Source organism: Aliiroseovarius sp. PrR006 (assembly GCF_010500215.1).
Classification (GTDB): Bacteria; Pseudomonadota; Alphaproteobacteria; order Rhodobacterales; family Rhodobacteraceae; genus Aliiroseovarius.
This window is the reverse complement of sequence record NZ_JAAGOY010000010.1, coordinates 31,990-47,744: the sequence shown is the minus strand read 5'-3', so window position 1 is coordinate 47,744 and position 15,755 is coordinate 31,990. Positions and strand designations below refer to the sequence as shown.

Below are 15,755 nucleotides of genomic sequence, written 5' to 3'. Positions count from 1 at the left end.
AACTTAGGAATTCCCGATGACCACGTCCAACCCGAAACGACAATTCCTGCGCGGAACACGCGATGCTTTACCGTTTCTTCTGGTGATCATCCCCTTTGCCGCGCTTTTCGGCGTGGTGGCGACCGAAGCGGGAATGAATGTGGCCGAAGTTATGGGCTTTTCGATCCTGGTCATTGCGGGGGCCGCGCAGTTCACCGCTGTGCAATTGATGACCGAGAACGCCCCCACCGTGATCGTGATTCTGACTTCGTTGGCTGTGAACATGCGCATGGCAATGTACAGCGCGTCACTGACCCCTTATCTGGGCAGCGCACCGATCTGGCAGCGTGGCTTGGTGGCCTATCTGATGGTGGATCAGGCCTACGCCCTGTCGCAGATTAAGTTCGAGATGGAGCGCGAGCTGACCGTGTCCGAGCGGTTTGCCTATTACGTTGGAACGGTCGCCCCTCTGGCGCCGTTCTGGTACGGCGCATCATACCTTGGTGCAGTCGCCGGGGCGCAGGTGCCTCCTGAGTTCGCATTGGATTTCGCCTTGCCGATTACTTTCCTGGCCATGATTGCGCCCGCGCTGCGCACGATGGCGCATGTGGCCTCGGCACTGACCTCGGTTGTCTTGGCGCTTCTGATGGCGTGGATGCCCTATGGCTCGGGCCTGTTGGTGGCGGCGATCGGAGCGATGGTCGTGGGCGCGCAGATCGAGCTATACATGGAACGGAGGGCTGCCTGATGGAAGAACTGAACCACACCACCGTCTGGTTTGTCATCTTCGCGATGGCAATTGGTAGCTTCCTGATCCGCTTCAGCTTTCTGGGAATAATCGGTGATCGACAAATGCCTGAATGGGTGCTGCGGCACCTGCGTTATACGCCCGTAGCGGTGCTGCCGGGGTTGGTCGCGCCGCTGGTCTTTTGGCCTGCTGCGACAGGGGGCAACCCTGATCCCGCACGCTTGGGGGCCGCATTGGTGACATTGGCGGTGGGGTATTTCAGCAAAAACGTTCTGGCCGCGATCCTGTCAGGGGCCGCGACGCTGTACGGGCTGCTGTTTCTGCTGGGATAACGCGGGGCTTAGATGTTGCGCGTTCTGATCTGACCACCTTTATGCGGGTCGTCGTCGCTGAAGGTTTTCGTCCGTACTCCGGGGCGCGCGCCAAACGCGTTCATGATCTTCTTCGGATAATAGCTTTGCGGGATCGTTTCGAACCCCGGAAGGCTGCGCAGGATGGCGCTGACGGACTGGCCGCAATGCGCCTTGGGGACCGCGCCATATTGTTCAACCGCACGTTTGGCCATTTCAGCCACCTGCGGCGACACCACGATGTCCTGCCGGACCACGTCATAGGTCACGCGGGCATGGTAATCGATGTAAAAATCCACCGCCGGGTCCGTCATGCCATAAATCACGTCATGGCGTTCAGGCAGATTGGGGTGGTGGAACGTGCCGGCCGGATCAAAAATCAGGCGCTGCGATCCATTGATCATCAGCGCCGAATGCGCGCCCGACCCGGATGCCTTCGAGATCACAGTAAACAGGGTGAGGGTCGGCGGACCGTCATGCCGATACACGGCATCCGCCACAGTCTGATCGCTGGCCCAGATGTTGTCTGCGCCACCGCAACCGGCAAGCGCGACAATCAACGAAAGCGCTGCAAGCAATCGTACCATGAAACCCTCGAACCTGAACTATGATGGGGGGTGGTTTTAGGCGCCAACCAGAGCCATGAACACCAGAACGGCCAGAATAACGATGACCGACCATTTGGTTACATTGATGAAGCCCGCATAGGTTTTTTCCTGGGCGCTGGTATCCATGGTGCCATGCACGTGATCAGACATTGTTCAAATCCTGTTCTGAGTTTGCGTTTTGCACCGAATAACGGATTTCCGGGCCTCTGTCACGGCCCGGATTCCCCTCGGCATACAGTTTGCGTCTATTCTTCTTCCAGTTGGGCGGCCAAGCGAAACCCGATGCGATTCGGTTCGGCGCTTTCGATCTGTTTGGGCAGAGCACGCAACATGACCGACAACTGGCTGACATGCTGTACCAGTTGGGTTTTTGTGCCTTCGCCGTCGGATCCGTAATAGGTAATGATGTCCGGGTCGAAATAGCCGATCCCCTCGATCCGCAGAACGCCCGCATCGCCGCCGGCAAAGCCCATGGCGACCTCGTGTTCGTTGTCCAGCTGCTCTTCGAAGTTCTTGATGTAGAGAATCAGGCGCTCATAGGCCCATTGGGCGGGGCTTTTCTGCTCGACCGGCGTTTCTGCCACCTTGGCGGGCAGCGGTTTGTCTTCGACCGCGACAGGCCCGGATTCGCTGCAATCAATTGTGTGCGCGCGTGGTTGGCGTACTGGGTTTTTGGGGGCGTCGTCGGACATTCAGGCACCATTCTTCAAAAGTTACACAATGCGAAGATTACACAGCGAGCGCCGCGCGTCACGTCACGAAATGATGAGGATCACAAATCCGGCGCGATGTCGGAAACAGGACAGAAAGGTGGGGGTGTCGCTGAAAGCCTGACCGGAAATCAGGAGGATTTGCATGAAGATCGGATTTGTAGGGCTAGGGAATGTTGGTGGCAAACTGGCGGGAAGCCTGTTGCGAAATAGCAAGGACCTGACGGTGCTGGACCTGAATTCCGAGTTCGTCGCTGGGTTCGTGTCACGCGGAGCAAAGGCGGCAGACAGTCCAGCAGCCCTGATGCGGGACTGCGACGTGGTGATCACCTGCCTTCCTTCGCCTGCGGCTTGTAACGCTGTGGTCAGCGAGATGCTGGGCGAGGTGCGAGAGGGCAAGATCTGGCTTGAAATGTCCACCACGGACGAGGCCGAAGTGAAACGACTAGGTGCCGAGGTTATCGCGCGTGGTGGCGCGGCGGTGGACTGCCCAGTCTCGGGCGGGTGCCACCGGGCGGATACGGGCAATATCTCGATCTTCGCGGGCTGTGACCGGGCGACGTTCGAGCGCGTGCTGCCAATCTTAACGGTGCTGGGACGTCGCGTGCTGCATACCGGAGAGCTGGGCTCGGCCTCGGTCCTGAAGGTGATGACCAACTATCTGGCGACCGCGAACCTGCTGACCTGTTGCGAGGCGCTGGTGACGATGAAGGCTGCCGGGTTGGATCTGGCGACCACCTATGAGGCGATCAAGATTTCATCCGGCACGTCCTTTGTGCACGAGACTGAAAGTCAGGTGATCCTGAACGGATCGCGCGACATTTCCTTCACGATGGACCTTGTGAAAAAGGACATTGGCCTTTTTCAAGAGATTGCCGAGCGCACCGGCGTACCGTTGGAAATCTCGCCCCTGATGATCGAGATTTTCAAGGACGGGATTGCGCGTTACGGCGAGCGTGCGCAGTCAGACGACATCATTCGCCGTTTGGAAGAGGCCACGGGTCTGGACATCACCGCGCCCGGGTTCCCGGCCGAGATGGTGGATGACGAACCGGAAGAGCCGGGATACGAGGTGGTGCCTGCGCGCGGTCGGGGTTAAGGGGCTTTGCCCCCGCGCGAAACCCGTGTGGGTTTCACGCTCCCTCAGGATATTTTCGACAAGAAAAAGCGCGTGGAGGTCAGACGGCCTTCCACAGCCACGCGCCATCTTCTCGTTTGGTGCGGGTGGCGCGGCCTTCGTGCAGAAGGTGGTTCAGGTGGCCCACGGCCTCGACCAGTGCCAGCCCGTATTCCCCGCCCTTGATCTCGCGTTTGAAGAGCGGCGGGAAGCATTCGCCTGCGGTGTGGGGTTCTGACAGGAACTCTTCCAACCGGCGCAGCGCGCTGTGGTGGTTGTCGATCAGTTGCCGCATCCGTGTGGGCAAGCCTGTGAAGGGCAGCTTGTGGCCGGGCAGGACCAATTGACCGGGTGTAGCGTATTGCTTCAGGCGTTCATTGGCTTCCAGCCAGTCGCCCACGGGATCGGCATCGGGTTCGGTCGCATAGACGCCAAGGTTCGGGCTGATCGTGGCGAGGAGTTGATCGCCGCCAATCACCAGTTCCCCATCTGTCGACCAGAGTGTGGCGTGTTCCGGTGCGTGACCATTGCCGATACGAACGTCCCAATCGCGCCCGCCGAAATGAATGCGGCGGCCTTCCTTGATGCGTTTGAAGCCAAGGGGCATGTCAGCGACGATGTCGGCATAGTTGAAGGGGCGCTCGGTCAGGCGTTTCTCGTACACCTCGCGGTCCATTCCTGCCGCACGCCAATAGGCGAGCGTTTCGTCCACCGGTTCCATCTGTTCATCGAGCAGTAGCATCCGAGCAAAGAGCCACGCGGTGCGCGTCGTAACTAGTTCCGCGCCATGATCGCGCTGGAACCAACCGGCGAGGCCTACGTGGTCGGGGTGGTGATGGGTGACGATCACGCGCACCACCGGCTTGCCACCCAAGGGGCCCGCTAGCAGCTTTTCCCAAATGCGGCGGGTCTTGCCGGTGTCAAAGCCGGTGTCGACGATGGTCCAGCCTTCGGGGTCCTCGAAGGCGAAAACGTTCACGTGGTCCAAGGCCATCGGCAGCGGCAAGCGCGCCCAAAGCACTCCTTTTGCCACCTCGATCACCTCGCCCTCACCGGGCGCGTCGGGGAAAGGAAAGTCCAGCTTTCCGGTCGTTACGTCGCTCACGATGCTAGATCTTCCGGGCTAAGCGCATAGAGACCCGCCGCACCTGCGCGGGCTTGGGCGAACTGGGCGACGTGTTCGGGCAGCAGGCGGTTGATGTGGAAACGAGCCAGTTCCGTGCGTGGACCGTTGCCGCCTTCTGCAATCGCTGCTTTCAGATGCATATGCGCCCCCAACACGCGGGCAAAGCCCATCAGGAAGGGCACAGCACCGGCGAAGCGGTCCTGCATGTCGCCCTGTTCGACCATCCACTCGACAGTTTCGCGAAGGTCTTCAGCAGCCGACCAGACGGCTTCGGACATATTGGGGAACATGGCGCGGGCGCCTTCGGCCTGGGTTTCGATTTCTTCCAGCAGACGGAAGGCCGCCTCGCCCCCGTCCATCATCTTACGACCCACAAGGTCCATCGCCTGAATGCCGTTGGTTCCTTCGTAGATTGCGGTCACGCGCACGTCGCGGCAGTATTGCGCGGCGCCGGTTTCTTCGATGAAGCCCATGCCGCCATGAACCTGCACGCCCAGATGGCTGACCAGAATGCCGGTCTCGGTCCCGTAGGCTTTGACGATCGGGGTCAGCAGGGCGGCGCGGGCTTTCCAGCTGTCATCCCCTGTGGCGGTGGCCATGTCGATGGCTTTGGACAGCGACAGTGCCATGGCGCGCGCGGCGAACAACTCGCAGCGCATCTGCGTCAGCATCCTGCGCACATCGGCGAAATCAACGATCATGCCGGTGCCGTTTTCGCCCAGCGGCGTACGGCCCTGCTTGCGCTCCAGCGCGTATTCCAGCGCTTTCTGATAGGCACCTTCGCCAGCACCCAGACCCTGCACGCCCACACCCAGACGGGCGTTGTTCATCATGGTGAACATGGCGGCCATGCCTTTGTGCGGCTCGCCGATCATCCAACCGCGCGCACCTTCAAAAGACATAACAGCCGTCGGGCTGCCGTGCAGGCCCATCTTGTGCTCAAGGCTGACGACGCGCAGGTCGTTCTTTTCGCCCGGGTTGCCGTCGGCATCGGGGATGAATTTCGGAACAAGGAATAGCGAGATGCCCTTGGTGCCCGCAGCACCATCAGGCAGACGCGCTAGAACCAGATGGCAGACGTTTTCGGTGATGTCGTTGTCACCCCAGCTGATGAAGATCTTCTGGCCCGAGACCGCATAGGTGCCGTCGCCATTGTCGCTGGCTTTTGAAGTCAGCGCGCCCACGTCCGACCCGGCCTGTGCCTCGGTCAGGTTCATGGTGCCGGCCCATTCGCCGGAAATCAGCTTGGGCAGGTACAGCGCTTTCAGCTCGTCCGAGGCATGATGTTCCAACGCTTCGATCTGGCCTTGGGTCATCAGCGGGCAAAGCTGCAGTGACAAGTTCGCGGCTGACATCATATCATTCACGGCGGTTTGCAGGGTCAACGGCAGGCCCATGCCGCCATACTCAGGGTCCGCAGCCATGCCAATCCAGCCGCCTTCGGCAATCGCGGCGTAGCTGTCGGCAAAACCGGGAGAGGTGCGCACGACGCCGTTTTCCAGCACTGCCGGGGTCAGGTCACCATCACGGTGCGAGGGCGCCAGCTTGTCTTCGCACATCTTGCCCGCTTCCGTCAGAACGGCGGTCGCCATATCGCCCGGCGCTTCGGCAAAAAGCTCGGTCGCGGCGATGTCGTCATAGCCAATGATGTGGTCGAACAGGAATTGAAAGTCATCAGTTGTGGCGCGATAAGTCATGTTCGATCCTTGGCTTCGTGGACATTGGCCCTTAACAGGGCTTTGATGATCCCTTACCGAAGGTCATTTGAAGGGCAAAGGAAAACGCAGCGTCATGGCCGAACGCGAGTTGAAAACCGAGCATTTGCAGGACGACGCAGACGGGATTGCCCGCGCGGCTGAGCTTTTGCGCGCAGGTGCGTTGGTGTCTTTCCCGACCGAGACGGTTTATGGACTTGGAGCCAACGCAACGGACGACCGGGCGGTTGCACGCATCTTTGAAGCCAAGGGCCGCCCGCATTTCAACCCGTTGATCGTGCATTTGCCATCGGTCGATGCGGTATCGGAGTATGCCGAGCTGTCTGGCATCGCACATGATTTGGCGATGGCGTTCTGGCCCGGGCCGCTGACGCTTGTGCTGCCGTTGAAACCGGATGGGCCGCTGTCGGCGCTGGTGTCTGCCGGGTTGCCGACTGTTGCGATCCGCGTGCCCGCGCACCCACTGGCACAACAACTTTTGGAGGCCGCGGGTGTTCCCGTCGCCGCGCCCTCGGCCAACCCTTCTGGACGGATCAGCCCCTCGACCGCACAGCATGTGCTGGACGGGTTGTCGGGTCGGATCGAGGCCGTGTTGGACGGAGGTCCCTGTGGCGTTGGGCTGGAAAGCACCATTGTTGGTTGGGATCCTGAACCCACACTGCTGCGCCCCGGCGGTCTGCCGGTTGAAGCGCTTGAGGCCGCACTGGGCGGTCCGATGGCTGCGCGTGGTCAAGATGAGGCGATCAACGCGCCGGGTCAGCTTCAATCGCACTATGCACCGAATGCGCGGATGCGGTTGAATGCGGACACTGTTGCGCCGGGTGAACGTCTGTTGGGATTTGGCCATGTGGATGCAGAACTGAACCTGTCGCCCTCGGGTGATCTGGTCGAGGCTGCAGCGAACTTGTTTGGCTATCTGCACAAACTGGATGCGGACGGTGACGCGCCGATAGCGGTGTCACCCATTCCGGATCATGGGCTTGGTCGTGCGATCAATGATCGTTTGCGCCGTGCGGCGGCTCCACGCGATTAAGCGTGCCCGCCCTCGGCTGACAGCAACAACGGATCAATGCCAAGTTGGGCCAGCGCAGCGGTCCATTTGCTGTCGTCGTCAGCGGCAAAGACGATCGCTTTCTCGGCGTCGCATGTCAGCCACGCGTTTTGCTGGATCTCGTCTTCGATCTGTCCCGGTGACCAGCCCGCATAACCCAGTGCGGCCAATGCCTCTTCTGGGCCTTCGCCATGGGCCATCGCCTCAAGAATGTCGCGCGTGGCTGTCATCGAGAACACTTCATCCACCTTCAAGGTCGAATCGTCGTTGTTGTATTCACCCGAGTGCAACACGAACCCACGCCCGCCTTCCACAGGGCCGCCGAAAAACACCTTTCCTGCCTTGGTGATCGAGCTTGCGTCGATGTCGAGCTGCGCCAGCACATCGCCCAAAGACAGCTCGGCAGAGGGTTTGTTCACGATCAGCCCCATCGCTCCTTCTGGCGAATGGGCGCACATGAAAACCACGGACTTTTCAAACCGTGGATCCCCCATCCCAGGCATCGCAATCAACAGCTTTCCGCTGAGGTTCATTTCGGTGTTATCGGTGTCGCTCATACTTAATAGAAAAGCGGTCCAGCGGTTGCTTTGCAAGGGCTCGTCACAACTTATCCAGCATTTGTGATTTTACATGTGTGATTTGCTGCCTATGTATTTAGGCATGACGATGAAACACGCCTTTCTTGCCGCCTTCCTTGGGACCCTATCGCTGGTGTCTCCGGCTACGGCCCAATCAGAGATGCCGCCTGCGCTTGAAGATGTGGCGCAGATCGACGTCCTGCCGGGGTGGCGTGATGCGTCGGGCAACCACATGGCGGCGCTGCGCGTGCGGCTGGCGGATGGGTGGAAGACCTATTGGCGTAGCCCCGGAGAGGCCGGCATTCCCCCAAGCCTCGATTGGCGCGGGTCGGGCAATCTTGCGGGCGTGACCTTTCATTGGCCGGTGCCCGAGGTGTTCGATACCTCCGGAATGCAGACCATCGGCTATGCGCAGGACCTGATCCTGCCGATGAGCCTGACGCCCAGTGAAACGGGCAAGCCCATCACGTTGAAAGGCAGCGTGAACCTTGGCGTGTGCAAAGATGTGTGCATGCCGATGGACGCCGAGATCTCGGTCACACTGCCCGCCCAAGCCACCAAGGCCGTGCGGCCCATCAAACGCGCGCTAAATGCACGACCTGATACGGCTGCCGAAGCCGGGTTGCGCAAAGCCATCTGTCAGGTCGAACCCATCAAAGACGGGCTACGCCTGACTGCAAAGATCGACATGCCGCGCGTTGGCAAGGGCGAGGTCGTCGTGGTGGAAACCGCGGACCCGTCGCTTTGGGTGAACACTTTGTCGACCAAGCGCGATGGCCGTGTTCTGACCACGGTGGCTGAACTTGTACCGACCTCGGGAAAGCCCTTCTTGCTGAATCGTTCGGACGTGCGCCTGACCGTTCTAGCGGCTGGGCGTGGTGTGGACATTCGCGGCTGCACGGGCGGATAAGGCACCATTCTCCACAAAACCTACCACCGAATGTCGCCAAACGGCCTTCCCGTGCCGTCTTTCCCATTGCGTCCATCCCACTCGCTTTCTATAGAAACCTCAACGAAGCCCTTATGGGCCAGAGAGGTTGGCTGTCGGCGATCGACCCAGATAGGGGATCAGACACAGCGTCGTTGAACGAAAGAGGCAACCTCTTTGCGCCCGCTTTATGCGTGAAAGGATGCCGCATGACCCGTTTTGCTCTTGTTGTTCTTGGCCTTCTGGCCGGCCCGGCCATTGCCCACCCCAGCCATATCGGAGACGTCGCAGGACATGACCATATCGGGGCGATTATCCTGATTGGTCTGGCAGCAGGCATTGGCCTGTGGGCGGCGCTGAAAGGTCAAAAAGGGAAAGATGCCGACGCTGAAGAGCAAGCGGCAGAAGGTGTAGACGAAGAGCCGCAGGAGGCCTGATCCGTGTCTAAAATTGGTGTGATGATCTGCGGGCACGGCTCGCGCAGCCAGGAAGCCGTCGACGAGTTCGCGGTCCTGGCCGAAAAGCTTCCGGCGTATTTCCCGGACGACTGGATGACCGATTATGGCTATCTGGAGTTCGCAAACCCGGTGATCCGCGACGGTCTGGATCGTCTGCGTGACGCCGGTTGTGACCGCATTCTGGCCGTCCCGGGCATGCTGTTTGCCGCGATGCACACCAAGAACGACATTCCGACGGTTCTGAACTCGTATGCTGAAAAGCACGGGGTCGACGTGACCTATGGCCGCGAGCTGGGCGTGGACCCCAAAATGATCGCCGCCGCTGGGGCGCGTATTCAAGAAGCCGTCGACGCCGCCAACGCCGAGAAGGGCGAAGTGCCGTTGGAAGAAACCTGCCTTGTGGTCATCGGCCGTGGTGCCTCGGACCCTGACGCCAACGGCAACGTCGCCAAGGTGGCGCGTCTCTTGCAGGAAGGTATGGGCTTTGGCTGGCTGGAAGTGGGCTATTCCGGCGTGACATTCCCTCTGGTCGAACCCTGTCTGAACCACGTGACCAAGCTGGGCTACAAGCGCGTCATCGTGTTCCCCTATTTCCTGTTTACGGGTATCCTCGTAGACCGGATTTTCGGCTTCACCGACAAGGTTGCGGCAGAAAACCCGGACATCCATTTCGTCAAAGCGGGCTATCTGAACGACCACCCCAAGGTGCTGGAAACCTTCGCCGAGCGTGTGACCGAACAACTGGGCGATGTGCGCCCACCAAACTGCGGCACCTGTGGCTATCGCACGCAGGTTTTGGCAATGGATGGCGGCGAAGAGAAAACCATTTCTGTCGAGGATCGCGAGAAGCACCCGGCCTTCGCAGACGTCCCGCCGCCCACCTGCGTGATGTGCAAATACCGCGTCGAGGTTCTGGGCTTCGAGGCTGAAGTCGGCGCCGTTCAGGAAAGCCACCACCACCACGTTGAAGGGCAGGGGGCATCGGCACCGGGGTCGAATGTGGCGGATTGTAAGATGTGTGACACGTTCTGCACCGGCGAATGCCGTCTGTATATCGGGCATCACCACCACGACAACCATGATCACGACCACCATCATGACCATGGGCACCACCATCATCACCATGATCACGGCCATGACCATCACCACCACCACGATCATGACCACGTGCACGCGGAATACCCCCATGCGAAACACCCGCATGGCCCAGAATCGGCACGCTCGAAATGAGCTCGGGCCGTCCCCCTCTGCGCTACGAGCGTGACCCAATGGCGATCTATGCCGAAAGCTTCGCGACCCTGCGCCGCGAAGCCCGGCTGGACCGTTTCCCCGGTGGCATGGCGGCGCTTGCGACCCGTGTGATCCACGCCTGTGGCATGGTCGAAGTCGCGGATCGTCTGGCTTTCTCGGAAGACGCCTATGAGGTCGGCCACGAAGCGCTGAAATCTGGCGCGCCGATCTTTTGCGATTGCGAGATGGTGGGCGCGGGGATCATCCGCCGCTATCTGCCCGCCGAGAACGAGGTGATTGTCACCCTGAACGACCCGCGTACACCTCCGCTTGCGAAAGAGATTGGCAACACGCGCTCTGCCGCTGCGGTCGAGTTGTGGACCGACAAGTTGGAGGGTGCAGTTGTTGCCGTGGGTAACGCCCCCACCGCGCTGTTCCATCTGTTGGAGCTGATCGACGCGGGTGGCCCGAAACCTGCCGTGATCCTTGGCTTCCCTGTGGGCTTTGTGGGTGCAGCTGAAAGCAAAGCGGAACTGGCAAATAACCCACGCGGCTGCGAGTTCGTTGCCCTGCGCGGACGACGCGGTGGATCGGCAATTGCATCAGCCGCCGTGAACGCTTTGGCAGCGGGGCTACCGGAGGAAAACGCATGACCCAACCTTGGCTGCATATCATCGGCATCGGCGAAGACGGTGTGGACGGGCTGGCCCCGGCAACCCGCGCGGTTCTGGATGCGGCCGAGGTCATCGTGGGCGGAAAACGTCATCACGAGATGATGGACACCGAGGCGGAACGCCTTGCGTGGCCCTCGCCGTTTGACAGTTTGATTGCTGAGCTGGAAGCCCGCCGAGGCAAACGTGTGGCGGTGTTGGCGACGGGCGACCCTTTGTGGTTCTCGGTCGGCGCGAAGATTGGACGTCACTTCGATGCGTCTCAGATCGTTTTCCATCCGCAAGTCGGCGCGTTCCAACTGGCCGCTGCCCGGATGGGCTGGTCGATGGCAGATCTGGAAACCCTGACCGTGCATGGTCGCCCGGTCGAGCAGATGATTGCCTTCATTCAGCCCGACGCGCGGCTTTTGGTTCTGACCACCGGGGCCGAGACCCCCGGCCAGATCGCGACCTTCCTGACCGAGCGCGGCTTTGGCAAATCGCGCATGACGGTGCTGGCCCATATGGGCGGCGACAAGGAAGCGCGGTTTGATGGGCTGGCGGAAAGCTGGGACCATCAGGTGCCCGAGTTCAACACGCTGGCGGTGGACTGTATCGCCGCCCCTGACGCCGCCCTTTTGCCGCGTGTGCCGGGTCTGGCGGACGAGCTGTTTCAATCCGACGGCACCATGACCAAGCAAGAGGTCCGCGCGATCACGCTGGCGAAGCTGATGCCGATGCGCGGCGCGCTTTTGTGGGATATCGGGACCGGCTGCGGCTCGGTCGCTGTCGAATGGATGCGCGGGGCGCGCTATGCCCGTGCCATCGGGATTGAACCGAAACCCGAACGCCGCGCCATGGCGGCTGCGAACGCGCTGGCGCTGGGCGTGCCACGTCTGGAGCTTGTCGACGGCATGGTCCCTGCGGCGCTCGACGGACTGGATGCCCCCGATGCGGTATTCATCGGTGGTGGCCTGACCGAAGAAACTTTCGACGCCGCATGGGCCGCCCTGCGCCCGCTTGGTCGGTTGGTCGCCAACGCGGTCACCATCGAAAGCGAGATGTGCCTGACTGCGCTGCACAAGAAACACGGCGGCCAATTGGTGAAACTGTCTGTGGAACGCGCGGAAGCGCTGGGATCGCTGTCCGGCTGGAAACCCCTGCGCCCTGTCACCCAATGGAGCCTGATTAAACGATGAACGGAACCCTATACGGGATTGGCCTTGGCCCGGGAGACCCCGAGCTGATGACGCTGAAGGCTGCGCGCCTGATTGCTGCGGCCAAGGTTGTGGCCTATCCGGCGCTCGAGCGTGGCGACAGTTTTGCCCGCTCGATCGCCGCCGATCTGATTGCCGAAGACGCGATTGAGATCCGCATCCCCGTCCCGATGAGCGTCGAACGTGCGCCTGCACAAGCCGCCTATGACGCGGGCGCGGCTCAGATCGCCGAGCGTCTGGCTGCTGGTGACGATGTGGTCGTGCTGTGCGAGGGCGATCCGTTCTTCTATGGCTCGTTCATGTATCTCTTTGCGCGCCTGTCGGACCGGTTCGACTGCGACATCATCCCCGGTGTGACCTCGATCACCACGGTTGCCGCACGGGCGCAGAAGCCCTTGGTTGCGCGCAATGAACGCCTGACCGTGCTGCCCGGCCCGCTGGACGAGGCCGAGCTTCGGTCGCGGATCGAAGGCGCAGAGTCGGTGGCGATCATGAAAGTTGGCCGTCACCTGCCCAAGATCCGCAGCGTGATTGATGACCTCGGCCTGACGGCGAAAGCCACTTACGTGGAACGCGCCAGCCTGCCGGAAGAGGTCGTGCTGCCCCTGTCCGAAGCCCCTGAAAAGGCCCCCTATTTCTCGATGATCCTGCTTGCGAAAGGAACCGACCCATGGCTGTAACGCCTGTTGTTATCTGCTTGAATGCTTCAGGCGAACCTCTGGCCCATAAGGTCGCTGCCCTGTTGGGCGCACAGGTGCATGGCCGTGAAGGCCGTGTCGAAAAAGCCGATGCATTCTTCCCCAACGCGCTGGATCACGTGCGGATGCTGTTTGCCGCAGGCACGCCGATTGTGGGCGTCTGCGCTGCGGGTATTCTGATCCGCGCGGTGGCGCCGATCCTCGCCAACAAACTGGCCGAACCGCCCGTTGTGGCCGTCGCCGATGATGGATCCGCCGTGCTGCCGTTGCTGGGCGGGCATCGCGGGGCCAATCGTCTGGCAACTCAAATCGCAGCCGACATTGGTGCAACCGCTGCCGTCACCACCGCAGGCGACGTGTCGATGGGCGTGGCGCTGGACGAGCCGCCGGTGGGCTATCGTCTGGCCAACCAGAAGGACGCGAAAGAGGCCATGGCAGAACTGCTGTCGGGCGCTGGCGTGTCCATCGTGGGCGAGAACATTTTTGACATCGAAGACGCGGGCGGCTCGGTCGAACTGGTTGTGACCGAGGCTCCGGTCGAGACCGGCCCGAACCGTCTGGCCTATCACCCGCAACGCTTCGCGCTGGGTGTGGGTTGTGCGCGCAATGCGGACCCCGAAGAGCTGTGGCAGAATGTGTCCGAGCAACTGGTCGCTGCCAACATCGCGCCCGAGGCCATCGCCTGTGTGACCTCTCTGGACCTGAAAGCCGACGAGCGCGCGATGAATGAATTGGCGCGCCGTCTGGACGTGCCGTTCCGCGTGTTCACGGCGGAAGAACTGGAAGCCGAAACCGGGCGTCTGGCGAACCCTTCGGACGTCGTGTTCGAGGAAGTTGGCTGTCACGGCGTGTCCGAAGGCGCGGCTCTGGCTGCGGCTGGACCGGACGCCGAACTGGTCGCCCCCAAAGTCAAAACCGCCAACACCACCTGCGCTATCGCGCGTGCACCCGAACCGATCACCGAGATGCGCGGCCGCACCCGTGGCAAGCTGTCCATCGTCTCGATCGGGCCGGGCCAGCACACATGGCGCACGCCGGAAGCCAGCCACCTGTTGCAAGAGGCTGAGGAACTGGTGGGCTATGGGCTCTACATTGACCTGATCGGCCCGCTGGCCGCTGGCAAAACCCGGTCCGACTTTCCGCTGGGCGGCGAAGAAGACCGCTGCCGTTACGCGCTGGAACAGGCGGGTAAGGGCAAGAACGTGGCTCTGGTCTGTTCGGGTGATGCAGGCATCTACGCTATGGGCGCTCTGGTGTACGAACTTCTGGACCGTACCGCCGAGGAAAAGGGCGTGACCGATGCAGCGCGTCGGGTCGAAGTTGTTTCCACACCCGGCGTGTCCGCGCTGCAAGGGGCAGCCGCCCGTGCAGGCGCACCGTTGGGCCACGATTTCTGTGCCATTTCGCTGTCGGATCTTCTGACCCACCGCGAGGATATCGTGAAGCGTCTGCATGCCGCCGCCGAGGGCGATTTCGTGATCGCATTCTATAACCCCGTGTCGATGAAGCGCCGCACCCTGCTGGCCGAAGCCCGCGATATTCTGTTGAAGCACCGCCCTGCCGATACGCCCGTCATGCTGGCCTCGAACTTGGGCCGCCCGACCGAAAACATCCGCTATCGCCGTCTGGACGAATTGCAGGTGGACGAGGTCGACATGCTGACCGTGGTGCTGGTGGGGTCGTCGAACTCGCGTCTGGCGCAACTGGGCGAAGGCCCCCGTATGTTTACCCCGCGCGGCTATGCCCGCCGCATTGATGGAGATCTGTCATGACCGTCTATTTCATTGGTGCCGGCCCCGGTGATCCCGAACTTCTGACCCTGAAAGCGCAGCGCGTCATTGGCGAGTGTCCGGTGTGTCTGTACGCCGGGTCTCTGGTCCCGCCGCAGGTTGTCGCCTGTGCCCCTGACGATGCGAAAGTCATGGATACCGCTGCGATGACGCTGGACGACACCCACGCGGAAATCAAAGCCGCCCACGCGCGCGGCGAAGATGTGGCCCGCGTACATTCCGGCGACCCGTCTCTGTACGGCGCGATTGCTGAACAGATCCGCCGTCTGAACGCGGACGGCATCGACTATCAGGTCATCCCCGGCGTGCCCGCCTATGCCGCCGCCGCGGCCGCTTTGGGGCAGGAACTGACCATCCCGGAAATCGCCCAGTCGATCGTTCTGACCCGGATGTCGATGCAGTCGACCTCGATGCCCGAAGGCGAAACGCTGGAGAACTTTGCGAAGACCGGTGCCACGCTCGCCATTCACCTTGCCGTGCGCAACATGCGCGAGATCGAGCGCGTTCTAACCCCGTATTACGGTGAGGATTGCCCGGTGGTCGTCGCCTATCGCGTCGGCTGGCCGGACGAGATGTTCATTCGTGGCACCATCGCCGACATCCGCAAGAAAGTCCGCGCCGAAAAGATCACACGCACCGCGTTGATTCTGGTCGGTCCTGCGCTGGATCGTGGTCGGGACTTCAAGGATTCGGCTCTTTACGATCCTGAGAAGCCCCACGTGTTGCGTCCAGTGGTGGGTGTCGATCTGGTCGAGGATCATAATACGTGATCTAAAAGCACTGATCTAAACACGGTGGCGGG

At 61.3% G+C, this 15,755-nt stretch carries 18 protein-coding genes; 12 read left to right on the top strand and 6 right to left on the bottom strand.

What is annotated here, in order from left to right; all coding sequences use genetic code 11:
* The first annotated feature begins 16 nt into the window (after positions 1 to 16).
* Both G0Q00_RS14970 and G0Q00_RS14965 read left to right on the top strand, forming a co-directional pair.
* Positions 17 to 727 carry an AzlC family ABC transporter permease gene (locus tag G0Q00_RS14970; protein ID WP_163040799.1) on the top strand — a complete coding sequence of 237 codons (711 nt, stop codon included), beginning with the start codon at positions 17 to 19 and terminating at the stop codon, positions 725 to 727.
* Complete coding sequence (locus G0Q00_RS14965; RefSeq protein WP_163040797.1) at positions 727 to 1,059, top strand: AzlD domain-containing protein; 333 nt, start codon at positions 727 to 729, stop codon at positions 1,057 to 1,059. Before G0Q00_RS14970 ends, G0Q00_RS14965 begins: the two co-directional genes overlap by 1 nt.
* 8 nt (positions 1,060 to 1,067) lie before the next feature.
* Here the strand turns inward: G0Q00_RS14965 and G0Q00_RS14960 are convergent, their stop codons facing one another.
* The 3 genes from G0Q00_RS14960 to G0Q00_RS14950 all read right to left on the bottom strand — a co-directional run bounded on the left by G0Q00_RS14960 (position 1,068) and on the right by G0Q00_RS14950 (position 2,377).
* The gene (locus G0Q00_RS14960) at positions 1,068 to 1,664 is read right to left on the bottom strand and encodes a hypothetical protein (RefSeq protein WP_203565023.1); all 597 of its coding nucleotides are present in this window, start codon (positions 1,662 to 1,664) and stop codon (positions 1,068 to 1,070) included.
* A 36-nt stretch (positions 1,665 to 1,700) separates the two neighbouring features.
* Positions 1,701 to 1,835 carry an aa3-type cytochrome c oxidase subunit IV gene (locus tag G0Q00_RS14955; RefSeq protein ID WP_163040796.1) on the bottom strand — a complete coding sequence of 45 codons (135 nt, stop codon included), beginning with the start codon at positions 1,833 to 1,835 and terminating at the stop codon, positions 1,701 to 1,703.
* A gap of 95 nt (positions 1,836 to 1,930) precedes the next feature.
* Positions 1,931 to 2,377 (bottom strand): DUF6173 family protein, encoded by a 447-nt coding sequence (locus tag G0Q00_RS14950; RefSeq protein WP_239058480.1) that lies wholly within the window; start codon positions 2,375 to 2,377, stop codon positions 1,931 to 1,933.
* 163 nt (positions 2,378 to 2,540) lie between these two features.
* Here G0Q00_RS14950 and G0Q00_RS14945 point away from each other — a divergent pair, with 163 nt between their 5' ends.
* On the top strand, positions 2,541 to 3,494 hold the full coding sequence (locus G0Q00_RS14945; RefSeq protein ID WP_163040794.1) for an NAD(P)-dependent oxidoreductase: 954 nt from the start codon (positions 2,541 to 2,543) through the stop codon (positions 3,492 to 3,494).
* A gap of 79 nt (positions 3,495 to 3,573) precedes the next feature.
* On the opposite strand, the gene G0Q00_RS14940 is transcribed toward G0Q00_RS14945, so the two are convergent.
* Both G0Q00_RS14940 and G0Q00_RS14935 read right to left on the bottom strand, forming a co-directional pair.
* Positions 3,574 to 4,617 carry an MBL fold metallo-hydrolase gene (locus G0Q00_RS14940; RefSeq protein ID WP_370458587.1) on the bottom strand — a complete coding sequence of 348 codons (1,044 nt, stop codon included), beginning with the start codon at positions 4,615 to 4,617 and terminating at the stop codon, positions 3,574 to 3,576.
* On the bottom strand, positions 4,614 to 6,335 hold the full coding sequence (locus G0Q00_RS14935) for an acyl-CoA dehydrogenase (protein ID WP_163040792.1): 1,722 nt from the start codon (positions 6,333 to 6,335) through the stop codon (positions 4,614 to 4,616). The genes G0Q00_RS14940 and G0Q00_RS14935 overlap by 4 nt, the downstream gene beginning before the upstream one ends.
* 94 nt (positions 6,336 to 6,429) lie before the next feature.
* Here G0Q00_RS14935 and G0Q00_RS14930 point away from each other — a divergent pair, with 94 nt between their 5' ends.
* Positions 6,430 to 7,386 carry an L-threonylcarbamoyladenylate synthase gene (locus tag G0Q00_RS14930; RefSeq protein ID WP_163040790.1) on the top strand — a complete coding sequence of 319 codons (957 nt, stop codon included), beginning with the start codon at positions 6,430 to 6,432 and terminating at the stop codon, positions 7,384 to 7,386.
* Here G0Q00_RS14930 and G0Q00_RS14925 read toward each other — a convergent pair.
* Positions 7,383 to 7,961 (bottom strand): YqgE/AlgH family protein, encoded by a 579-nt coding sequence (locus G0Q00_RS14925; RefSeq protein WP_239058478.1) that lies wholly within the window; start codon positions 7,959 to 7,961, stop codon positions 7,383 to 7,385. The two genes, G0Q00_RS14930 and G0Q00_RS14925, sit on opposite strands and share 4 nt — an antisense overlap.
* A 109-nt stretch (positions 7,962 to 8,070) precedes the next feature.
* Here G0Q00_RS14925 and G0Q00_RS14920 point away from each other — a divergent pair, with 109 nt between their 5' ends.
* The 8 genes from G0Q00_RS14920 to cobM all read left to right on the top strand — a co-directional run bounded on the left by G0Q00_RS14920 (position 8,071) and on the right by cobM (position 15,723).
* The gene (locus G0Q00_RS14920; RefSeq protein WP_163040788.1) at positions 8,071 to 8,892 is read left to right on the top strand and encodes a protein-disulfide reductase DsbD domain-containing protein; all 822 of its coding nucleotides are present in this window, start codon (positions 8,071 to 8,073) and stop codon (positions 8,890 to 8,892) included.
* A gap of 227 nt (positions 8,893 to 9,119) precedes the next feature.
* The gene (locus G0Q00_RS14915) at positions 9,120 to 9,347 is read left to right on the top strand and encodes a DUF6732 family protein (RefSeq protein ID WP_163040786.1); all 228 of its coding nucleotides are present in this window, start codon (positions 9,120 to 9,122) and stop codon (positions 9,345 to 9,347) included.
* Positions 9,348 to 9,368: 21 nt separating this feature from the next.
* Entirely contained in the window at positions 9,369 to 10,598 is a 1,230-nt protein-coding gene (locus tag G0Q00_RS14910; RefSeq protein ID WP_163040907.1) for a sirohydrochlorin chelatase, read from the top strand.
* Positions 10,595 to 11,251, top strand: coding sequence for a precorrin-8X methylmutase (locus tag G0Q00_RS14905; protein ID WP_163040784.1), 657 nt, complete (start codon positions 10,595 to 10,597; stop codon positions 11,249 to 11,251). Before G0Q00_RS14910 ends, G0Q00_RS14905 begins: the two co-directional genes overlap by 4 nt.
* On the top strand, positions 11,248 to 12,447 hold the full coding sequence (gene cbiE / locus G0Q00_RS14900) for a precorrin-6y C5,15-methyltransferase (decarboxylating) subunit CbiE (RefSeq protein ID WP_163040782.1): 1,200 nt from the start codon (positions 11,248 to 11,250) through the stop codon (positions 12,445 to 12,447). Before G0Q00_RS14905 ends, cbiE begins: the two co-directional genes overlap by 4 nt.
* Entirely contained in the window at positions 12,444 to 13,145 is a 702-nt protein-coding gene (cobI, locus tag G0Q00_RS14895; RefSeq protein ID WP_163040780.1) for a precorrin-2 C(20)-methyltransferase, read from the top strand. The genes cbiE and cobI overlap by 4 nt, the downstream gene beginning before the upstream one ends.
* On the top strand, positions 13,136 to 14,935 hold the full coding sequence (cobJ, locus tag G0Q00_RS14890; RefSeq protein ID WP_163040778.1) for a precorrin-3B C(17)-methyltransferase: 1,800 nt from the start codon (positions 13,136 to 13,138) through the stop codon (positions 14,933 to 14,935). The genes cobI and cobJ overlap by 10 nt, the downstream gene beginning before the upstream one ends.
* Entirely contained in the window at positions 14,932 to 15,723 is a 792-nt protein-coding gene (gene cobM, locus G0Q00_RS14885; RefSeq protein WP_163040776.1) for a precorrin-4 C(11)-methyltransferase, read from the top strand. Before cobJ ends, cobM begins: the two co-directional genes overlap by 4 nt.
* Positions 15,724 to 15,755 lie beyond the last annotated feature (32 nt).